General features: G+C 54.0%; 18 protein-coding genes. 13 read left to right on the top strand and 5 right to left on the bottom strand.

Features of this window, described 5'->3' with window-relative positions; genetic code table 11:
- Positions 1–12: 12 nt before the first annotated feature.
- From celB to NR302_RS21765, 12 genes are all read left to right on the top strand, one after another.
- A complete protein-coding gene (celB, locus tag NR302_RS21820; RefSeq protein WP_008106145.1) occupies positions 13–1,365 on the top strand; it encodes a PTS cellobiose transporter subunit IIC in 1,353 nt (450 codons plus the stop codon).
- Between the two features lie 444 nt (positions 1,366–1,809).
- The gene (locus NR302_RS21815; RefSeq protein ID WP_258145257.1) at positions 1,810–2,070 is read left to right on the top strand and encodes a biofilm/acid-resistance regulator YmgB/AriR; all 261 of its coding nucleotides are present in this window, start codon (positions 1,810–1,812) and stop codon (positions 2,068–2,070) included.
- Positions 2,071–2,230: 160 nt separating this feature from the next.
- Positions 2,231–2,563 carry a hypothetical protein gene (locus NR302_RS21810; RefSeq protein ID WP_258145256.1) on the top strand — a complete coding sequence of 111 codons (333 nt, stop codon included), beginning with the start codon at positions 2,231–2,233 and terminating at the stop codon, positions 2,561–2,563.
- A gap of 126 nt (positions 2,564–2,689) precedes the next feature.
- A complete protein-coding gene (locus NR302_RS21805; RefSeq protein ID WP_258145255.1) occupies positions 2,690–4,117 on the top strand; it encodes an L-fucose/L-arabinose isomerase family protein in 1,428 nt (475 codons plus the stop codon).
- Between the two features lie 242 nt (positions 4,118–4,359).
- Positions 4,360–4,824 (top strand): nucleoside deaminase, encoded by a 465-nt coding sequence (locus NR302_RS21800; RefSeq protein WP_176972458.1) that lies wholly within the window; start codon positions 4,360–4,362, stop codon positions 4,822–4,824.
- A 105-nt stretch (positions 4,825–4,929) separates the two neighbouring features.
- Positions 4,930–5,400, top strand: coding sequence for an N-acetyltransferase (locus NR302_RS21795; protein WP_258145254.1), 471 nt, complete (start codon positions 4,930–4,932; stop codon positions 5,398–5,400).
- A 160-nt stretch (positions 5,401–5,560) separates the two neighbouring features.
- Positions 5,561–6,271: a FadR/GntR family transcriptional regulator gene (locus NR302_RS21790; RefSeq protein WP_061719273.1), complete on the top strand. Its 711-nt coding sequence runs from the start codon at positions 5,561–5,563 to the stop codon at positions 6,269–6,271.
- Positions 6,258–7,424, top strand: coding sequence for a PLP-dependent transferase (locus NR302_RS21785; RefSeq protein WP_258145253.1), 1,167 nt, complete (start codon positions 6,258–6,260; stop codon positions 7,422–7,424). Before NR302_RS21790 ends, NR302_RS21785 begins: the two co-directional genes overlap by 14 nt.
- A 77-nt stretch (positions 7,425–7,501) precedes the next feature.
- On the top strand, positions 7,502–8,716 hold the full coding sequence (locus NR302_RS21780) for an ABC transporter substrate-binding protein (protein WP_374990663.1): 1,215 nt from the start codon (positions 7,502–7,504) through the stop codon (positions 8,714–8,716).
- Between the two features lie 24 nt (positions 8,717–8,740).
- A complete protein-coding gene (locus NR302_RS21775; RefSeq protein ID WP_258145251.1) occupies positions 8,741–9,664 on the top strand; it encodes a carbohydrate ABC transporter permease in 924 nt (307 codons plus the stop codon).
- Between the two features lie 9 nt (positions 9,665–9,673).
- Positions 9,674–10,498 (top strand): carbohydrate ABC transporter permease, encoded by an 825-nt coding sequence (locus NR302_RS21770; protein WP_154191289.1) that lies wholly within the window; start codon positions 9,674–9,676, stop codon positions 10,496–10,498.
- A gap of 3 nt (positions 10,499–10,501) precedes the next feature.
- Positions 10,502–11,569: an ABC transporter ATP-binding protein gene (locus NR302_RS21765; protein ID WP_258145250.1), complete on the top strand. Its 1,068-nt coding sequence runs from the start codon at positions 10,502–10,504 to the stop codon at positions 11,567–11,569.
- A 39-nt stretch (positions 11,570–11,608) separates the two neighbouring features.
- On the opposite strand, the gene NR302_RS21760 is transcribed toward NR302_RS21765, so the two are convergent.
- The gene (locus NR302_RS21760) at positions 11,609–11,830 is read right to left on the bottom strand and encodes a hypothetical protein (protein WP_008106155.1); all 222 of its coding nucleotides are present in this window, start codon (positions 11,828–11,830) and stop codon (positions 11,609–11,611) included.
- Positions 11,831–11,940: 110 nt separating this feature from the next.
- Here NR302_RS21760 and NR302_RS21755 point away from each other — a divergent pair, with 110 nt between their 5' ends.
- Complete coding sequence (locus NR302_RS21755) at positions 11,941–12,516, top strand: NTP transferase domain-containing protein (protein WP_258145249.1); 576 nt, start codon at positions 11,941–11,943, stop codon at positions 12,514–12,516.
- Here the strand turns inward: NR302_RS21755 and NR302_RS21750 are convergent.
- The 4 genes from NR302_RS21750 to paoA are packed head-to-tail and all read right to left on the bottom strand — an operon-like array spanning position 12,503 to position 17,141.
- On the bottom strand, positions 12,503–13,426 hold the full coding sequence (locus NR302_RS21750; protein ID WP_258145248.1) for an XdhC family protein: 924 nt from the start codon (positions 13,424–13,426) through the stop codon (positions 12,503–12,505). The genes NR302_RS21755 and NR302_RS21750 overlap by 14 nt on opposite strands.
- A 17-nt stretch (positions 13,427–13,443) precedes the next feature.
- A complete protein-coding gene (gene paoC / locus NR302_RS21745; RefSeq protein ID WP_258145247.1) occupies positions 13,444–15,642 on the bottom strand; it encodes an aldehyde oxidoreductase molybdenum-binding subunit PaoC in 2,199 nt (732 codons plus the stop codon).
- A gap of 3 nt (positions 15,643–15,645) precedes the next feature.
- On the bottom strand, positions 15,646–16,596 hold the full coding sequence (locus NR302_RS21740; protein ID WP_258145246.1) for a xanthine dehydrogenase family protein subunit M: 951 nt from the start codon (positions 16,594–16,596) through the stop codon (positions 15,646–15,648).
- The gene (gene paoA / locus NR302_RS21735; RefSeq protein WP_258145245.1) at positions 16,593–17,141 is read right to left on the bottom strand and encodes an aldehyde dehydrogenase iron-sulfur subunit PaoA; all 549 of its coding nucleotides are present in this window, start codon (positions 17,139–17,141) and stop codon (positions 16,593–16,595) included. Before paoA ends, NR302_RS21740 begins: the two co-directional genes overlap by 4 nt.
- Between the last annotated feature and the right edge of the window lie 164 nt (positions 17,142–17,305).

Genomic DNA, 17,305 nt, shown 5'->3' with positions numbered 1-17,305 from the left:
AGAGGAACACTTATGTCTAATCGTACTTTTATAGACCGTTATGTCTTGCCCGTCGCACTGAAAATCGCCGGTCAGAAGCATGTGCTCTCCGTGCGTGACGGCATCATTCTCAACATGCCGTTTATGCTGATTGGCAGCTTCTTCCTGATCTTTGCCTATCTGCCGATTCCGGCGTGGGGCCATTTAATGGCGGATCTGTTTGGCGACACGTGGCGCAACAAACTGCTTTATCCGGTGCGCGCCACCTACGACATCATGGCGCTGATCTCCAGCTTTGGTATTGCCTACCGTTTGGCAGAGAAATATCGCACGCTCGATCCGCTCACCAGCGGCGCGATGGCGTTAGTGGCATTTGTGATGACCATTCCACAGCAGACGCTGTTTGCCCCGGTGGAAGGCGCGCCGACGCAGTTGGTCACCGGCGTGTTGCCGATTTCGCTGATTGGCAGCCAGGGCTTGTTCGTGGCTATTGTAATTGCACTGCTTTCCACTGAGATTTATCGCTTTGTGCACAACCGTAATCTGGTGATTAAGATGCCCGAAGGCGTGCCGCCAGCGGTGGCGAAATCCTTCCTTGCGCTGGTACCCGGTTTTTGCGTGCTGGCGGTGGTGTTGATGCTTCGTCTGGCAGTAGAAGCCTCTCCTTTCGGCGATATCAATAACCTGATTGCGACTGTGATTGGTCTGCCGATGCATCACGTCGGCGGCACGCTGCCCGGCATGATTTTCTCAGTGCTGCTGATTGGCATTCTCTGGACGCTTGGGCTGCACGGCGATGCGATTGTGCTGGTGTTTATTCAGCCGGTTTGGCTATCGAACATGAGTGAAAACCTCGAGGCGTTCCAGCATAACCAACCAATTCCGCACATCTTTACTCAGCAGTTTTACGACTTGTGGATTGCGCCGGGCGGCACTGGCGCGCTGCTGGGATTGGTAATCTTTATGCTGATTCGTTCACGCAGTCGTCAGATGAAACAGCTCGGTAAAATTGCCGCTCCAGCGGCGCTGTTTAACATCAGCGAGCCATTGGTGTTCGGCATCCCGCTGGTGATGAACCCGTATCTGTTCCTGCCTTTCATCCTGACGCCGGTGGTGTTGGTGATTGTGTCATGGGCGGCGATGAGTACCGGTTTAGTGGCACCACCTGCAGGGATTGCGCTGCCATTTACCACACCGATTTTTGTTAGCGGGTATCTGGCAACCGGCGGGCATATTTCTGGCACCGTATTGCAGGTGGTGAATCTGACGATTTCTCTGGTGATTTACTATCCGTTCTTCCGCGTCTGGGATCGACTTAAGTTCCGCGAGGAAGAGGCTAGCCTGCAGCAAGCAAAAGTGGTGAGCGGGGAAGCGGTAACGCCTTGATGACATGGGCAGAAGCGCATAAATGTGCGCTTCTGCATCTTGAAACCCCGTATCCATAATTGCACATTAGTCACCGGGCAGGACTAATTTACAATTTTCTTTGAGCTCTAACTATCACTCAACTGACTGTTATCGCTAATGTTATTTCAACTCTTTAAATTAAAAGCGTTTTTATCACAAGAAAATTCTGTACACGGATTACAGCTTTGTATACTTTTGTCGCCAAGCGGAGATGAGACAACTGTCCCCACTTAAAACCGCGCTTTCAAACATTAATCTCAGCAGGCTCTCTTGATAGATATATTCTCAAAAATTAACACTATTCCCCGTTCATCAAATTTAATCAATTTAGTTAGATCTTTAGTGGTCTCTCTTTTTAGACCATTCCATTAAAACATTAATCACTAAATAAAATATTGGCACTACCGTTGCCAGGGGAAATGCATGCAAAAAATCAATATTAGCACCAACTTTATAGCCTATTTTAATTGTGGTTCTGTGCAGCAAAAATCCGAGGCCGAAATATTGGGCTCAATCATCACCGCAATCATCGCGGACAAAAAAAACGTTACCAATAAAAGCATTATCGCCTATCTTCTGGCAGAGCTAGAGACTACCAATGATGCTGCATTTCAGGATTGCCTGCGTAGTACGCTGCAAATCGTCCTGGGAAAGACGCCGGATGATGACGGTTTTTTAGGTTAAGAATAGTGCCCATAAATAGGATTATCGGTTTTTAAATGGTTTTCAATTTCAAAAGATCAGGATTTATCTGACAGTCTACTGCCATGCCAAACGCGTTATAATGACTGGACCGACCAGAATAATCTGGCACACAGATAAATCCATTAATAAGTGATATTTTATGAATTACAGCAATTTTTCAGCAAAAGTGAGTTTCTGGCCAAATATGCATTTCACCGCGATTGAAATTCAACAGTGCGGCGATCTCTATGAGATATATGCTACGGATATTTCCCGTCTCGCTAAAAGTAAGCTTTTCGTGGGGCGCACCCATGATCAACATCTGGCGGATTCCTACGCTAAACAGTTCGAAGAGTGGCTGCCAAAAGTAAACCGTGAAATGAAGCTGCGGGAAATCGCACCATTAGCCAGAAACACCGCTGCTACGCGGATAAATCACCAAACAGAACTTGAAATTCTGCCGGGCTATTTGCACAACCAACGTGGGATGTAAAAATCTGCGAGCCATTGCAGGCTGATTATTGGTCTCCTGCCATGAATGGCTTTTGGTTGTCAGAATGACACAGGTTTCCCAATGATAAATTCGCACAATGGAAAGCTTCTCTTTCCAGTGCGAGGAATGGTTGTGGACAACATTAAAGTCGGACTATTTGGTATCGGGCTTGAAACCTACTGGCCACAGTTTGCCGGGCTTAAGGAGCAACTTGAGCGCTATCTTGCTGTGGTATCCGGGCGGCTGCAACGTTACAACGTTGAGGTCGTGGATGCCGGCCTGATTGATAACAGTGAGAAAACCGAGCAGGCGACGCAATTGTTCTCTAAGGAGAATGTTGACGTTGTGGTGTTATACATCACCACCTATGCCCTCAGTTCTACCGTGCTTCCGCTGGTGCAAAGCCTTAACAAGCCAGTTCTGATATTGGCTTTGCAGCCGGAAATGTCGGTGCCTTGTCAGCAAATCAATCTACTTACCAAGCGCGAAGACCGCACCGGCCAATGGCTGGCGCACTGTCAGGCCTGTACGGCACCAGAATTAGTTAATGTATTCCAGCGAACCGGCATTCAGCATCAGCTGGTTGTGGGCTATCTGGATGACGATGTGGCCTGGCGGCAGATTGCAAACTGGCTCAGCGCTGCATCCGTGGTGCGTTCACTTAAGCGCACGCAAATTGGCATCGCCGGTCACTATTACAACGGCATGTACGATGTCTATGCGGATATCACCAATCTCTCCGCTCGCTTTGGCGTGCGCTTCAAAATCGTTGAGTTCTGTGAGTTAGTCACGCTTGCCAGCCAGTTGGAAGAGAGCGAAGTTAGCGCTAAAAGGGATGAGCTTTTCAGCGTGCTCGATGTCGATCAAGCTTGCGAAGAGGTAGAAATTCATCGCGCATTAAGTACAGCGGTGGCGCTCGATAAGTTGGTCGATCGACATCAGCTTGGCGCGCTGGCTTATTACTATGAAGGCGCTCCCGGTTCAGCGCATGAAAATATTGTCACGTCGGTGATTGCCGGTAACACCTTGCTGACCAACCGAGGCGTTCCTGTTGCCGGTGAGTGTGAAGTCAAAAACGTGATTGCGATGAAGATCCTTAGCCTTCTCAAAGCAGGCGGATCCTTTTCCGAGCCTTATGGCATCAACTTCCGCGATGACAGCGTGCAGTGGGGCCATGATGGGCCTGCGCATCCAGCCATGTCGTCGGCGAAAGTCCGGCTGGTCCCTTTACCGGTCTATCACGGCAAGCCTGGGAAGGGGGTTTCGATTCAGATGAACGTGGCCCACGGACCGGTAACCTTTTTATCGGTGGTGGAACATCGCGATGGCAACGTCACGCTGCAATACGCGGAAGGCGAAGCTGTAGCGGGTGAAACGCTCGATATCGGCAACACCAACAGTAATTACCGCTTTGCGCTCAGTGCACGGGACTTCACCCGATTATGGTGTGAAGGCGGGGCCGCACATCACTGCGCAATTGGCCGCGGACATCTCGGCGAGGTAATTGAAAATATCGCGACGTTGTTAAATATCCAGGCAGCCCGAATTACGTAGGGTCGCCATTAATAGCGACCTGACAATTCCCAGGGTGCGCATTTATGCGCACCTGGTCACCATAAATGGCGACCCTACGGGATATTTAGCAACGCCGCCATCTGAAATAAAATCTTACTCTCTCAACGGTTAAATCGTATACGTTCAAACCGAGCATCGCTTTCGCATTCTACAAAACTGAACCAGGCTAAAAAATCCATCGTTATTGATGGACCGGTTTATTGGATATAAGCGAGGAAGTAATGGATTTTGTACAACGCACTATCGATTTAGCCATGAAGAATGTTGAAGAGGGCGGTCGCCCGTTTGCGACGGTCATTGTCCGTGATGGCAAGGTGATCGCTGAAAGCGCAAACCGCGTGGCTCAGACCAATGATCCCACCGCTCATGCTGAAATTCTGGCCATTCGCGAAGCCTGCCGCGAAACAGGCAGCGAAAACCTCACCGACTGCGACATTTATATTCTCGCCAGCCCTTGTCCAATGTGCCTGGGTGCACTCTATTATTGCAGCCCGAAACAAGTGATATACATCACCAAACGCGAAGAGTATTCGACATATTACCGCGACGACCGTAAATATTTTGAGCTGGACACCTTTTACGACGAATACAGTAAACCAATTGAACAACGTCGCTTGCCGATGAAATATCAGCCTCGACCGCAGGCGCTTGATGTCTATAAACGCTGGCAGGTTTTGAACAAATAAAAAATTGTGACAATCGCGCGGCTTTTGCTGCGCGCTTATGCGGAATTTTAGTCGAATCCGGTGTCTTAGTTTATGCTACGCAAAAATATATTCTAAGGACGAGAGATGAATAACAAAGGATCCCTGAGGCAGATTTCTGCAACTGAGCTTGAGCAGTGGCTGATTCTTTCCAAAAATGATTATGCCAACGACTTAACTGAGAATCATGGCTACAGCGAAGAAAGGGCGCAGCATGAAGCTGCTGAGTCCATCCAGTCTTCACTGCCTCTTGGCATCAACACTCCCCATCAGCATTTTCGCATCTATCAACGTGATCAACAGGCTATTGGCTACCTTTGGTTCAGTAGGGAAAATGATGCTGCTTTTCTGATGGATTTGATCCTGTTACCGGAATATCAGGGGCAAGGTATTGGCAAAGAGATTATGCGTGCATTTATTGATGAACTCAAAGATTTAGATGTGCAGGAAATTGAATTACGAGTAGCGCCGAATAATTTGCGCGCGCAGAAATTGTATGAGCAATTCGGTTTTCGCGTAACGGGTTTTGACATGCATCTTGACCTTAATAGAAAGTAATAAGTCCTCATTTGGTGCAACTCCCCCCAATTTGCACCAGCAAAACTCATAATACCCACTTATTACCCCGCACAAAATTCATGCAATTCAGCATATTAATAATCTGGCACGCACGTTGCTTTTCGATTGGTAGAGATGTTGGACCAATTAAGGCAGTGCCATGCAAATACCGGTTGAGCTCCATCCTATTTCCACGCCGCGTAGCGATACGCTGATTCTCGATGCGCTAACGCGTTATATGGCGCAGTCGGGCGCGCAGCCCGGCAGTCGCTTGCCGCCGGAACGGGTGCTGGCAGAGAAACTTGGCGTAAGCCGTAATACGGTGCGCGAAGCGCTCAAACGCTGGGAAGCGTTAGGCATTATTTTGCGTAAAAAGGGTAGCGGCACCTTTTTGCAGGCGGAAGTCGGCGTCAACGATAGCTTCTTATCACTGCGCTTTAAAAACGATTCGGCCAACATGCTGCATGCGCTGGAAGTGCGCCGCATTATCGAATCGGAATCCTGCGTGTTGGCGGCTCAGCGCGCCACGGCTGACGATCTGATCGAAATCGAGCAACGTCTCGATGAGATGGAGAAAGTGCATCTGGCGATCGGTTCTGCCGGTGCGGAAGACTGGGCATTTCACGCCAGCATCTATCGCGCCGCAGGTAATCCTTTGCTGCTGCAAATGCTCAACGGTATCTACGACTCATTTCATGCCTTTTTCGAATCACCGCCGGAACAGGCGCTGTTTTCGGACTCGTTCCCTCTGCACCGTGAACTTTTCAACGCCATCCGCCAGCGCGATTGCACGGCGGCGCGCGCCATCTGCCATCAAATTCTCGATATCACCGAACGCGACATGAAGGATGTAATCAATGCCAAACGCTAAGCCGATTTCGCAACAAACGCTGCTCACCCACGATCAACGCCATGAAATGGGCGCGGTCACCACGCCGATTTACCAGTCTTCGCTGTTTACCTTCAGCGATTACGACAGCATGATCGCGCGCTTTCGTGGCGAGAGCGATCAGCCGCTCTATTCGCGCGTTGATAACCCCACGGTAAAAGCGCTGCAGGATAAGATGGCGGCGCTGGAAGGCGGCGAAGCTTGTCTGGCCTTCGGCAGCGGCATGGCGGCGATCAGCAACGCGATTCTCAGCGTGGTGGCGCCGGGCAAAAAAGTGGTGTGCGTTAATCACGTATATCCTGATACCTACCGTTTCCTGCGTGGCTTTTGCCAGCGCTTTGGCATCGTTACCGAGTTCGTCGATGGTGATGACGAAGCTGCGATCCGTGCAGCGTTAACTGATGCCAGCCTGCTCTATCTGGAAAGTCCCTCAAGCTGGGTGATGAGCGAACAAAATCTGAATAAGCTCGGTGCGATGGCGCGCGAAGCAGGCGTTATCAGCATTATTGACAACAGCTGGGCATCCCCGATTTTCCAGCAGCCGCTGCTGTGCGGTATCGATATCGTGGTGCACTCGGCATCGAAATATATCAGCGGTCACAGCGATGTGGTGGCCGGTTTGGTGATTTCCAGCCAGCAGCACATCAACAACATTTCCCGTCATATCAGCCCATATCTCGGCGGAAAACTCTCGGCGCATGAAGCGTCACTGCTGATGCGCGGCCTGCGCACACTGCCGCTGCGCATGAAGCAGCATCACCAAAGTGCGCTGACTATCGCGGAGAAACTGGCGGCGCATCCGCTGGTGACGGACGTCTGCCATCCGGGGCTGAAACCACAATCGTGGTCCACCTTGCGTGGCTACAGCGGTCTGTTTGCCTTTGAGGTGGCAGAGCAGGTGGATATTCCGCAGTTGTGTAACGCGCTGGAGCTGTTCCACATGGGCGTGAGTTGGGGCGGATTTGAGAGTCTGGTGATGCCAGCAATTTCCGTAATCAACCAGGCCAGTGAATTTAATTCGGCGGTGGACTTCGGCGTCTCACCGCGCCTGATCCGCATCTCAGTCGGGCTCGAAGAGACCAACGATTTGTGGGCCGATTTGCAGCAAGCCCTTGCCAGCGCTAATCGCGCGTAATCACTCACTGGAGAAAAGTCATGACGCAACGTTTTGCCGTGAAAGCATTAGTGTTAGCCGTGGGTTTGAGTGCTGCCATGAGCAGCCTCGCCGCCAAACTTACCGTAGTGGAAGTGATTACCAGCCCGCCGCGCACCGCGCTGCTGCAAAAAATGCTCGATGAATATAAAACCCAGCATCCCGGCACGGAGATTGAACTGATCTCTCTGCCGTGGGGTCAGGCATTTGAAAAGCTCGGCACCATGCTGCAAAGCGGTCAGGTACCGGATGTGGTGGAGATGCCGGATACCTGGCAAGGGCTGTATGCCAGCAACAACATGCTGGAAGATCTCGAACCGCGCCTTAAAAGCTGGGACGCCACGCCACAGCTCACCGATAAAACGCTGGCCATGGCGCGCGCCGCCAACGGCAAAGCCACCATGGTGCCGTACGGTTTTTATCTGCGCGCGCTGTTCTGGAATAAAAAGCTGTTCCAGCAGGCCGGTTTAAGCGAACCGCCGAAAACCATGGAGGAGTTCGCCAGCGATGCCCAGCGCATCAGCAAGCTCGGCAACGGCATCAGTGGCTATTGCATGCGCGGTGGCGTGGGCGGCACCAACGCCTGGATGATGTTTATGGCGGCGATGAACGGTTCGCCGGAGTTCTTCGACAAACAAGGTAACAGCACGCTGACCGAGCCAGGCGCCATGAAAGGTGCACAGCTGTTGGTGGATATGTACCAAAAGGGCGGCGCCTCAAAAGACAGCGTCAACTGGGGCTTCAATGAGATCGTCTCGGGCTTCTATTCAGGTAAATGCGCGATGCTCGATCAGGATCCTGACGCGCTGATCGCCATTAAAAACAGCATGGCGCCCGATGATTTCGCCGTGGCACCGATGCCGGTTGGTCCTTCTGGCAAAGCCTTCCCAACCATTGGTTATACCGGCTGGTCGATGTTCAAGCAGGGCAAACAGAAGGATCTCGCCTGGCCGCTGATTACCTTCCTCAGTGACAAAACCAACAACCTCGCCTGGTCGAAATTCGTCGGCACGCTGCCAATTTATAAAGGTGCCGAGCAGGATCCGTTCTATCAAACGCCGCAGTTCGCCGGCTGGTTTAAAGAGCTCAACGATCCCAACTATGTGCCACTCACCATGCCAACCCATCTGAAAGGCTGGGGCTACTTCAACTCGGTGATTGTGAAAGAGAGCAGCCAGGAAACCTTACTGGGTGAGAACGATACCGCCAGCATGGTGAAGGATTGGGCCAACTATCTCAGCAAAGAGCAGAAAGCCTGGCTTGCCACGCAGTAACCTCTAACGACGCGGAGTTTGATTATGATGTTTGATGCTTCTCTGCCTAACAGTCACGCGCGCAGCCGCCGCCTTCGCTGGAGTCGGCTGGTTGAGCCGTGGTGGTATTTATCGCCCGGCCTGTTGCTGATCGCTTTGTTCATCTTTGTGCCGATGGCGATCGGCATCTCCTACGCGTTTCAGAGCATCAACCTGCTGAATCCAATGGAAACCGGTTGGGTGGGCTGGGACAACTTTACTCAGATGTTTGATGACCGGCGCTTTTTTAAAGCGCTGGGACACACGCTGAACTGGACGCTCAGCTCGCTGCTGTTGCAATTCTTCTTTGGCCTGGCGCTGGCGTTGCTGCTTAACCGCGAGTTTCGCTTTCGCCGTTGGGTGCAGGCGCTGGTGTTCTTGCCGTGGGCGGTTCCGGCGTTTCTCTCTGGCTTGACCTGGTCATGGTTGCTTAATCCGGTAGTCGGGCCGCTGCCGCAGTGGCTGAGCGATTTAGGTGTGCTGAGCGAGCCCTACAACATCTTGTCCGATCCGCAGCTGGCAATGTGGGGACCGGTGATCGCCAACGTGTGGTTTGGTATTCCGTTCTTTGCCATCACGCTGCTGGCGGCGCTGCAGTCGATTCCCAAAGACCTGTACGAAGCGGCCTCGATTGACGGAGCCAGCGGCTGGCAGCAGTTTCGGCGCGTGACGCTGCCGTTTCTGGCACCGATGATCGCCATCACCGTGATGCTGCGCACCATCTGGATCGCTAACTTTGCCGATTTGATTGTGGTGATGACCGATGGTGGACCGGCGGGATCGACCTCGATTCTCTCCAGCTACATCTTCACCACCGCCTATCGCAAGCTGGATTTCGGCTATGCCTCGGCGATGGCGGTGTTTCTGTTACTGCTGATGACCTGCTATGCGCTGGTGTTGCTGCGCATTCGCCATCAGCTGCTGAAATAGGAAGCGACTATGCGACTCTTACCGCTGATTGGCCATCGCCTGAGTATTGCGGCGTATCTGCTGTTCGCGCTGTTTCCGCTGTATTGGATCATCAAAATCTCGCTGACGCCGGACCAACTGCTGTTCAGTCAGGGCGTTACGCTGCTGCCGAGCGGTGTGACCCTCGGTCATTTCAAAAAAGTGCTGACCGACAGTGATTTCCCGACCTTTTTTACCAACAGCCTGATCGTCTCGTTTAGCACCGCGTTTCTTACCACTCTGATTGCCGCTGCGGCCGGCTATGCTTTTTCCCGCTTTCAGTTTCGCGGCAAAGTGCTGATCGCCGGGCTGCTGCTGTTCACACAGATGTTCCCGCTGGTGATGATCATCGCGCCGATTTACAAGGTGATGGCACCGCTTGGCCTGACCAACAGCTTGCTCGGGCTGATTCTGATCTACACCGCCTTCAACGTGCCGTTTGCCACCTTTCTGATGCAATCCTTCTTCGATGCGATTCCAAAAGATCTGGAGGAGTCGGCGATGCTGGAAGGCTGTACGCGCTTTCAGGCGTTGTATCGCGTGCTGATGCCGCTAACCTTGCCGGGCATGGCGGCTACATTGGGCTTTGTGTTTACTGCGGCGTGGAGCGAGCTGCTGTTCTCGCTGATGCTGATCAACAAAAACGAAGTGATGACCTTCCCGGTTGGGCTGCTCAGCTTCGTGTCGAAGTTTGCCGTTTCCTGGGGCGAGATGATGGCGGCGGTGGTGCTGGCGCTGATTCCGGCCTGTCTGTTCTTCGCCTTTATTCAACGCTATCTGGTTCAGGGACTCACCGCCGGTGCGGTTAAGGGGTAAATCATGGCTGAAATCACGCTCAAACAGATCGACAAGCGCTATGGCAACGTTGAGGTGCTGCGCGATATTAACCTCACTATTAAAGACGGTGAATTCGTGGTGCTGGTTGGGCCATCGGGCTGCGGCAAATCCACGCTGCTGCGTACCATCGCCGGGCTGGAACTGGCAACCGGCGGCGATATTCGTATTGGCAGCCAGCTAATGAACGATGTGGCACCGAAAGATCGCGATATCTCGATGGTGTTTCAAAGCTATGCGCTCTATCCGCATCTGACGGTGGCGCGCAACATGGGCTTCAGCCTGGAAATTCAGAAGCGTCCACGCGTGGAGATAGAAGAGAAGGTTAGGCGCGCAGCGGAGATTCTCAGCCTGACACATCTGCTCGATCGTCGACCCAAAGAGTTATCCGGCGGTCAGCGCCAGCGCGTGGCGATGGGGCGCGCCATCGTGCGGCAGCCGCAGGTGTTTCTGTTTGATGAACCGCTGTCGAACCTCGATGCACAGCTGCGCGGTCAGATGCGCGTCGAAATCAAGAAGCTGCACCAGCAGATGAACAACACCATTGTTTACGTGACGCACGATCAGGTTGAAGCCATGACGCTCGCCGATCGCATTGTGGTGCTGAACAACGGCGTGATTCAGCAGGTCGGTACGCCACTCGAGTTGTATGACACACCGGCTAACAAGTTTGTCGCCAGCTTTATCGGCTCGCCATCAATGAATTTCATCAATGGCGTGATGACGGCGCAGGGTGTGCGTATTGGCGACAGCGCGCAACTGCCGCTGAACACGAATTGGGCGCAGCATCAGGTCGGGCGATCAGTGATTTACGGTATTCGTCCTGAGAACGTGGCAATTGCCGAGGCGGGGGCGACCAATGCGCTGCCGCTGGAAGTGTCGCTGGTGGAACCGACCGGATTATCCGAGTTGATTCATGGTTCGCTGTTGGGACATGACATTATGCTGTTCACCACGCAACGTTCCGGTGCGCAGGCGGGAGATGTTCTGCCGGTGACGATAGATGCCAATCGCGCGATGTTGTTCGATGCCGATTCGCAAAAGCGGTTGTAACGGTTGTGAGCTGCCTGCTAGCGCAGGCAGCTCAGGCTATTACTTAGATTGCTGCTGTTTGCTGTCTTCTTCTTTCTGCTTTTTATTCGCCATATGATGACCAACGGCACAACCGGCCGCCGCGCCAGCCACGCCGTGATGCGCCATGTGGCCCGCCACGCCGCCGACTACCGCACCTTTAATACAGCCCTTGGCTTCAACCTGAGAAGTGACCGACAGCAACACGCCCGCAGTCAATACAATCAGAGAAAATTTACGCATTGGTTTACTTCCTTATTTATTATCGACAGGCTGATTGTAGTTATCCTCGGTGAACTTAACGTATTAAACTGTAAGCAAAAATATCTTTATGCCACAAGGTTCTAACACAAATGATCACATCATCAGCAGGCATTCTCATCCTCGCGGCAGGTAAAGGTTCGCGCTATATCGCCAGCGGCGGCAGCGGTAATAAATTGCTTGCCAGCATGGGCGATGATGCGTCAACGGTGATTGAAACCGTCATCGAACAGGCGAAGCTGAGCGAGTTGCCGGTAGCGCTGGTGACGCGCCCAGATTATCAGGCGGTGCGAGAACATGCTGAACGCGCGGGCGTGCAGCTTGTGCTGTGTGAAAGTGGCGGCAGCGGTGAATCCATTGCGGCGGGCGTGGCGATGACCGATCGCTGGAATGGATGGATCATTACGCTGGGAGATATGCCGTGGCTAACGGCGGCGCATTATCGGCGAGTCAATGAGACTTTGGAGCAGGGCGCGGCGCAGGTACGTCTTACTCATCAAGGAAAACCCGGCCATCCGGTCGGGTTTGATCGGCGCTACGCTGAGGCGTTATGCAATTTGAACGGCGATGAAGGCGCCAGAGTGCTGCTGGATGCGTGCTTACTGGTTACCCTTGAAGCGGATGCCGATGTACAGCGCGATATTGATGTGGTTGCTAAACCACGTTAAGCCGCGCCGCCGCGACATCCGCAACAATTGATAATGCCAGCGTACGAGCATCGCGCGCCTGCGCAAAGATGCCAATCGGCGCTTTGATGCGCGCAATCTCATCCTTGCTAAAACCCAGCGATAGCAGTTTCTCAACGCGCGTTGCATGCGTGCGTTGGCTGCCTAATGCACCGATATAGAAGGGCGTAGAACGCAGCGCCGCCAGTAGCACCGGCAGTTCACGATCCAGATCGTGATACAGCAAAATCACCGCCGTGAAGGGATCGATAGCCTGCGCCTGCACATCCTCACCGGATAGCACTTCGTAACCGGCGGCCTGCGCAATCGATGCGGTCGCCAGCGCTTCGACCGAACGTCCATATACCGCGACACGCGTTTTTGGCAGATAGCCGATAACAAAGGCATCATCCTGCCAGCCTGTTTTTTCAGCACAATCCACGCTAGCCAGCCGCTGAAACTTCGGCAAATAGCGCAACACAGCGGGTTGTCGATTTGCCAGCAGATCCAGCACGTTTTTCAACGGCTGCGCATCACGTAACCGATGGAAAGCCAGCGCAATCCCGCCGCCACAGGGCAGCACAATATCCAGATAAGGCGATCCTTCGCCATAGCGCACAACGCGATCTTTTCCGCTGGCGATAACCTGCAACGCTTCGTAAGCCGCCGCCGCTTCCACACAGCCGCCGGAGACATAGCCGCAATAGCGGCCATCTTCCCGCACCACCATTTGCGCACCCAATGCGCGCGCCGCGCCACCGCGGATTTCTACCAGCGTGATCAACACGGCAGCGAAATCCTCCTCCATTGCTTCTAATGCGAAGCGCAAAATAGTTTCGCTGTCATCAGTCTGCAAAGCCTGCTGCGGCTTGATCTGCGGTTGCAGATCTTCATCAATCAGTAGCTGCTGCACTGCGCTTCTCCTCAGCGTTAGACAAGGGCGGGCAAGCCTTTGAGTAACTTATCCAGCGTCACCGGATAGTCACGCACGCGCACGCCGGTAGCGTTATAAATGGCATTGACGATCGCCGCGCTGACGCCGCACAAGCCCAGCTCACCGACGCCTTTTGCTTTCATCGGTGAAGAGATGGGATCGGTGTCATCGAGGAAAATCACTTCCTGCTGCGGGATATCAGCGTGAACCGGCACTTCGTAGCCCGCCATATCGTGGTTAACGAAATACCCGAGGCGTTCATCGACGAACAGTTCCTCCATCAACGCGCCGCCAAGGCCCATCGTCATAGCGCCAATCACCTGACTGCGCGCGGTTTTGGGATTGAGAATGCGTCCGGCCGCACAAACTGCCAGCATGCGCCGCACGCGCACTTCGCCAGTGGCAACATCCACGCCGACTTCAATGAAGTGTCCGGCGAAGGTGGATTGCTGATATTGCTCATCAAGGTCGCCAAACTCGATGGTGTCTTCCACGGTAATGGTGGCTTCGGCGGCGGCCTGGGCGAGCGGCGCGCTCTGGTTGCCGTCATGCACCTGACCCTCGCTGAAGGTTGCGCGTTGCGCGTCAAAGCCCAGTTTGCTGGCTACCGCTTCACGTAGTTTCACGCAGGCGGCGTAAACGCCGGAGGTTGAAGTGTTCGCGCCCCATTGGCCGCCGGAGCCGGCAGAAATCGGGAAGTCAGAATCGCCTAAACGAACCACCACATTCTCAATCGGCACGCCCATCATCTCTGCAGCGGTTTGCGCGAGGATGGTGTAGCTGCCGGTGCCGATGTCGGTCATATCGGTTTCAACGGTGATGATGCCTTTGCTGTCCAGATGCACGCGTGCGCCGGAAGGCGTCACCATGTTGTTACGAAAGCCCGCCGCAACGCCCATACCGACTAACCAGCGTCCATCCTTAACCATCCCCGGTTTGGCGTTGCGTCGTGACCAGCCAAAACGTTCGGCACCGGTATTCAGACACTCAACCAGCTGACGACGGGAGAAAGGGCGCTCGGGTTTGGCCGGATCGACCTGCGTATCGTTGAGGATGCGAAAGGCGATGGGATCGATACCCACTTTTTCCGCGATTTCATCGATGGCAATCTCCAGCGCCATTAATCCCGGCGCTTCGCCCGGTGCGCGCATGGCATTACCTTCAGGCAGATCCAGCGTGGCCAGTCGTAATCCGGTAAAACGGTTGGCACCGGCGTAAAGCAGTTCCGTCTGCTGCACGGCGGTTTCCGGTGTGCCATCCGGCAAATTACCGGACCAGCTTTCATGCGCGATAGCCTGAATCTTTCCGGTTTTATCTGTGCCGATGCGGATGTGCTGAATGGTGGCCGGTCGATGCGTGGTGTTATTGGCGATGAGTGGTCGAGGCAGCATCACTTTGACCGGACGCTGAACGGCGCGCGCGCCCAACGCGGCTAACACCGCATCGCTGCGCAGGAACAACTTGCCGCCAAATCCGCCGCCGATATAGGGCGAAACAATGCGGATTTTTTCCATCGGCATGTTGAGGGTGGCGGCCAGATCGGTGCGGCACCAGTCAATCATCTGATTCGAGGTCCAGACGGTGAGTTTGTCACCTTGCCATGTCGCCATCGAGGCGTGAGGTTCCATCGCGGTATGACTTTGGTCCGGCGTGGTGTAGTGCGCATCCAGCTTGACCTCAGACGCAGCAAACGCAGCGGCGAAATCACCTACGGCTTTATCGGGCGTGTCTTCGGGTGCGGAAGTGACGCCCGGCTTTTGCTGCGCGAGATCATAAGCACCGCGCTCGCGCTGATAATCCACCTTGACTAAACTCGCCGCTGCACGCGCCTGCTCAAACGTCTCGGCTACGACCAATGCGACGGCCTGGTGATAGTGTTCGATGATGTCGCCAGCCAACAGATTGGCAGTATTTTTATCGCCTTTGCCCAGTTTCCCCGCGTTTTTGGCCGTCACCACCGCTAATACGCCCGGCGCATTTTGCGCGGCCTGCACATCAATGGCGGTGATTTTCCCTTTGGCGATTGGCGCGCCGACCACATAGCCGTATGCCGCATCGGGCGCTTCGCGATGCCATTCGTAGGCGTAAGGCGCCAGGCCGGAGGTTTTCAACGGTCCATCGATACGATTAAGTGGCTGACCGATCACTTTGAGCTGATCAATCGGGTTATTGCCTGCGGGTTTTTCGAATTTCATCAGTTATCCCCTCGCTTCTGCCAATACGGAAGCGAGCGTTCGCTGCGCCAGAATGATCTTGAACTCGTTTTCAGCGGTGGGTTGCGCCGTGGCAAACAGCCGATCGCTCACCGCCTTAGCACCCTGAATCACCGCGTTATCCGCTTCTTCCTGCCGCCACGGCTGATGCGCCACGCCACCGAGCGCCACGCGACCGAAGTTATCCGGCTGAATGATGGCGGCGACAGAGACCAGCGCAAAGGCGTAGGACGCGCGATCGCGCACCTTGCGGTAAATGTGCGTGCCGCCCAGCGGGGCCGGCAGTGAAACCGCAACAATCAGCTCGCCGGGATCGAGCACGGTTTCCAGATGAGGCGTGTTGCCGGGCGCGCGATAGAATTCAGCAATCGGGATGTTGCGCTGACTGCCATACGGGCTGACCGTTTCTACCACCGCATCCAGCAAACGCATTGCCACTGCCATATCGCTCGGATGGGTGGCGATACAGTCTTGACTAGTGCCGACCACCGCATGCTGGCGACTAAAGCCATCCAGCGCCGCGCAGCCGCTGCCGGGTAGACGTTTGTTGCACGGTTGGTTGGTGTCGTAGAAGTAGGGACAACGCGTACGCTGCAGCAAATTTCCTGCGGTGGTCGCCTGATTACGCAGCTGGCCGGAAGCGCCAGCCACTAACGCGCGCGACAGCACGCCATAATCGCGGCGAACGCGCGCATCGGCCGCCAGGTCGGTGTTACGCACCAACGCGCCGATGCGTAATCCACCATCCGCCGTGGCCTCGATTTTATCCAGCTCAAGACCATTCACATCAATGAGATGCGCGGGCGTTTCAATCTCCAGCTTCATCAGGTCGAGCAGATTGGTGCCGCCAGCGATGAATTTGGCATTGGCATGTTGCTGGGCGCTGGCAGCGGCTTCGGCCGGAGTTTTTACCCGCTGGTAAGTGAAGGATTTCATGATTCCAGGCCCTCCGCGTACTCTTCAATCGCCGCAAGAATGTTGGAATAGGCACCGCAACGACAGATATTGCCACTCATGCGCTCACGGATTTCATCCGCAGTGAGTTGCGGCGCGGAGGCCAGGTCGTGCGTGACGTGGCTGGGAATGCCCGCTTTGATCTCTTCCAGCACCGCCATCGAGGAACAGATTTGCCCCGGTGTGCAGTAGCCGCACTGGTAACCATCATGTTTGATGAACGCCGCCTGCAAGGGATGCAGCTGGTCAGGATTTCCTAAGCCTTCAATGGTGGTGATTTCCGCATCCTGCTGCATCACGGCGAGCGTCAGGCAGGAATTGATGCGACGACCGTTGACCATTACCGTACAGGCGCCACATTGGCCGTGATCGCAGCCTTTTTTGGTGCCGGTCAGATGCAGATGCTCACGCAATGCATCCAGCAGCGTGGTGCGGGTATCAACGTCTAATTGCTGCTGTATGCCGTTGACCTTGAAGCTGATTGGCATCATTGCAGGCGCGGGTGTTGTTAAGTGTTGGCTGCTCATGCCAAACCTCCAGTAAAAGGGTGAAATGTTGAGGTACAACTTATTTTTGTATGGTTTTAGAAGGGTAAGCATAGTCGGCATCTGCAAAAGCATTATCCGCAATCACTGAATGGGTTTATGAGCGAGAGTAATAAAAGTAGGTTAGGGCGGTGATTGGCCCCTTT

Origin of the sequence: Pantoea sp. SOD02 (assembly GCF_024707505.1) — a bacterium.
GTDB lineage: Bacteria > Pseudomonadota > Gammaproteobacteria > Enterobacterales > Enterobacteriaceae > Pantoea > Pantoea symbiotica.
Note: the sequence above shows the minus strand (reverse complement) of the source record. Positions and strands in the feature narration are given on the sequence as shown.

Coding starts and splice junctions, on each gene's coding strand:
- celB (WP_008106145.1), top strand. CDS start 13: ATGTCTAATCGTACTTTTATAGACCGTTATGTCTTGCCCGTCGCACTG.
- NR302_RS21815 (WP_258145257.1), top strand. CDS start 1,810: ATGCAAAAAATCAATATTAGCACCAACTTTATAGCCTATTTTAATTGT.
- NR302_RS21810 (WP_258145256.1), top strand. CDS start 2,231: ATGAATTACAGCAATTTTTCAGCAAAAGTGAGTTTCTGGCCAAATATG.
- NR302_RS21805 (WP_258145255.1), top strand. CDS start 2,690: ATGGTTGTGGACAACATTAAAGTCGGACTATTTGGTATCGGGCTTGAA.
- NR302_RS21800 (WP_176972458.1), top strand. CDS start 4,360: ATGGATTTTGTACAACGCACTATCGATTTAGCCATGAAGAATGTTGAA.
- NR302_RS21795 (WP_258145254.1), top strand. CDS start 4,930: ATGAATAACAAAGGATCCCTGAGGCAGATTTCTGCAACTGAGCTTGAG.
- NR302_RS21790 (WP_061719273.1), top strand. CDS start 5,561: ATGCAAATACCGGTTGAGCTCCATCCTATTTCCACGCCGCGTAGCGAT.
- NR302_RS21785 (WP_258145253.1), top strand. CDS start 6,258: ATGCCAAACGCTAAGCCGATTTCGCAACAAACGCTGCTCACCCACGAT.
- NR302_RS21780 (WP_374990663.1), top strand. CDS start 7,502: ATGAGCAGCCTCGCCGCCAAACTTACCGTAGTGGAAGTGATTACCAGC.
- NR302_RS21775 (WP_258145251.1), top strand. CDS start 8,741: ATGATGTTTGATGCTTCTCTGCCTAACAGTCACGCGCGCAGCCGCCGC.
- NR302_RS21770 (WP_154191289.1), top strand. CDS start 9,674: ATGCGACTCTTACCGCTGATTGGCCATCGCCTGAGTATTGCGGCGTAT.
- NR302_RS21765 (WP_258145250.1), top strand. CDS start 10,502: ATGGCTGAAATCACGCTCAAACAGATCGACAAGCGCTATGGCAACGTT.
- NR302_RS21760 (WP_008106155.1), bottom strand. CDS start 11,830: ATGCGTAAATTTTCTCTGATTGTATTGACTGCGGGCGTGTTGCTGTCG.
- NR302_RS21755 (WP_258145249.1), top strand. CDS start 11,941: ATGATCACATCATCAGCAGGCATTCTCATCCTCGCGGCAGGTAAAGGT.
- paoC (WP_258145247.1), bottom strand. CDS start 15,642: ATGAAATTCGAAAAACCCGCAGGCAATAACCCGATTGATCAGCTCAAA.
- NR302_RS21740 (WP_258145246.1), bottom strand. CDS start 16,596: ATGAAATCCTTCACTTACCAGCGGGTAAAAACTCCGGCCGAAGCCGCT.
- paoA (WP_258145245.1), bottom strand. CDS start 17,141: ATGAGCAGCCAACACTTAACAACACCCGCGCCTGCAATGATGCCAATC.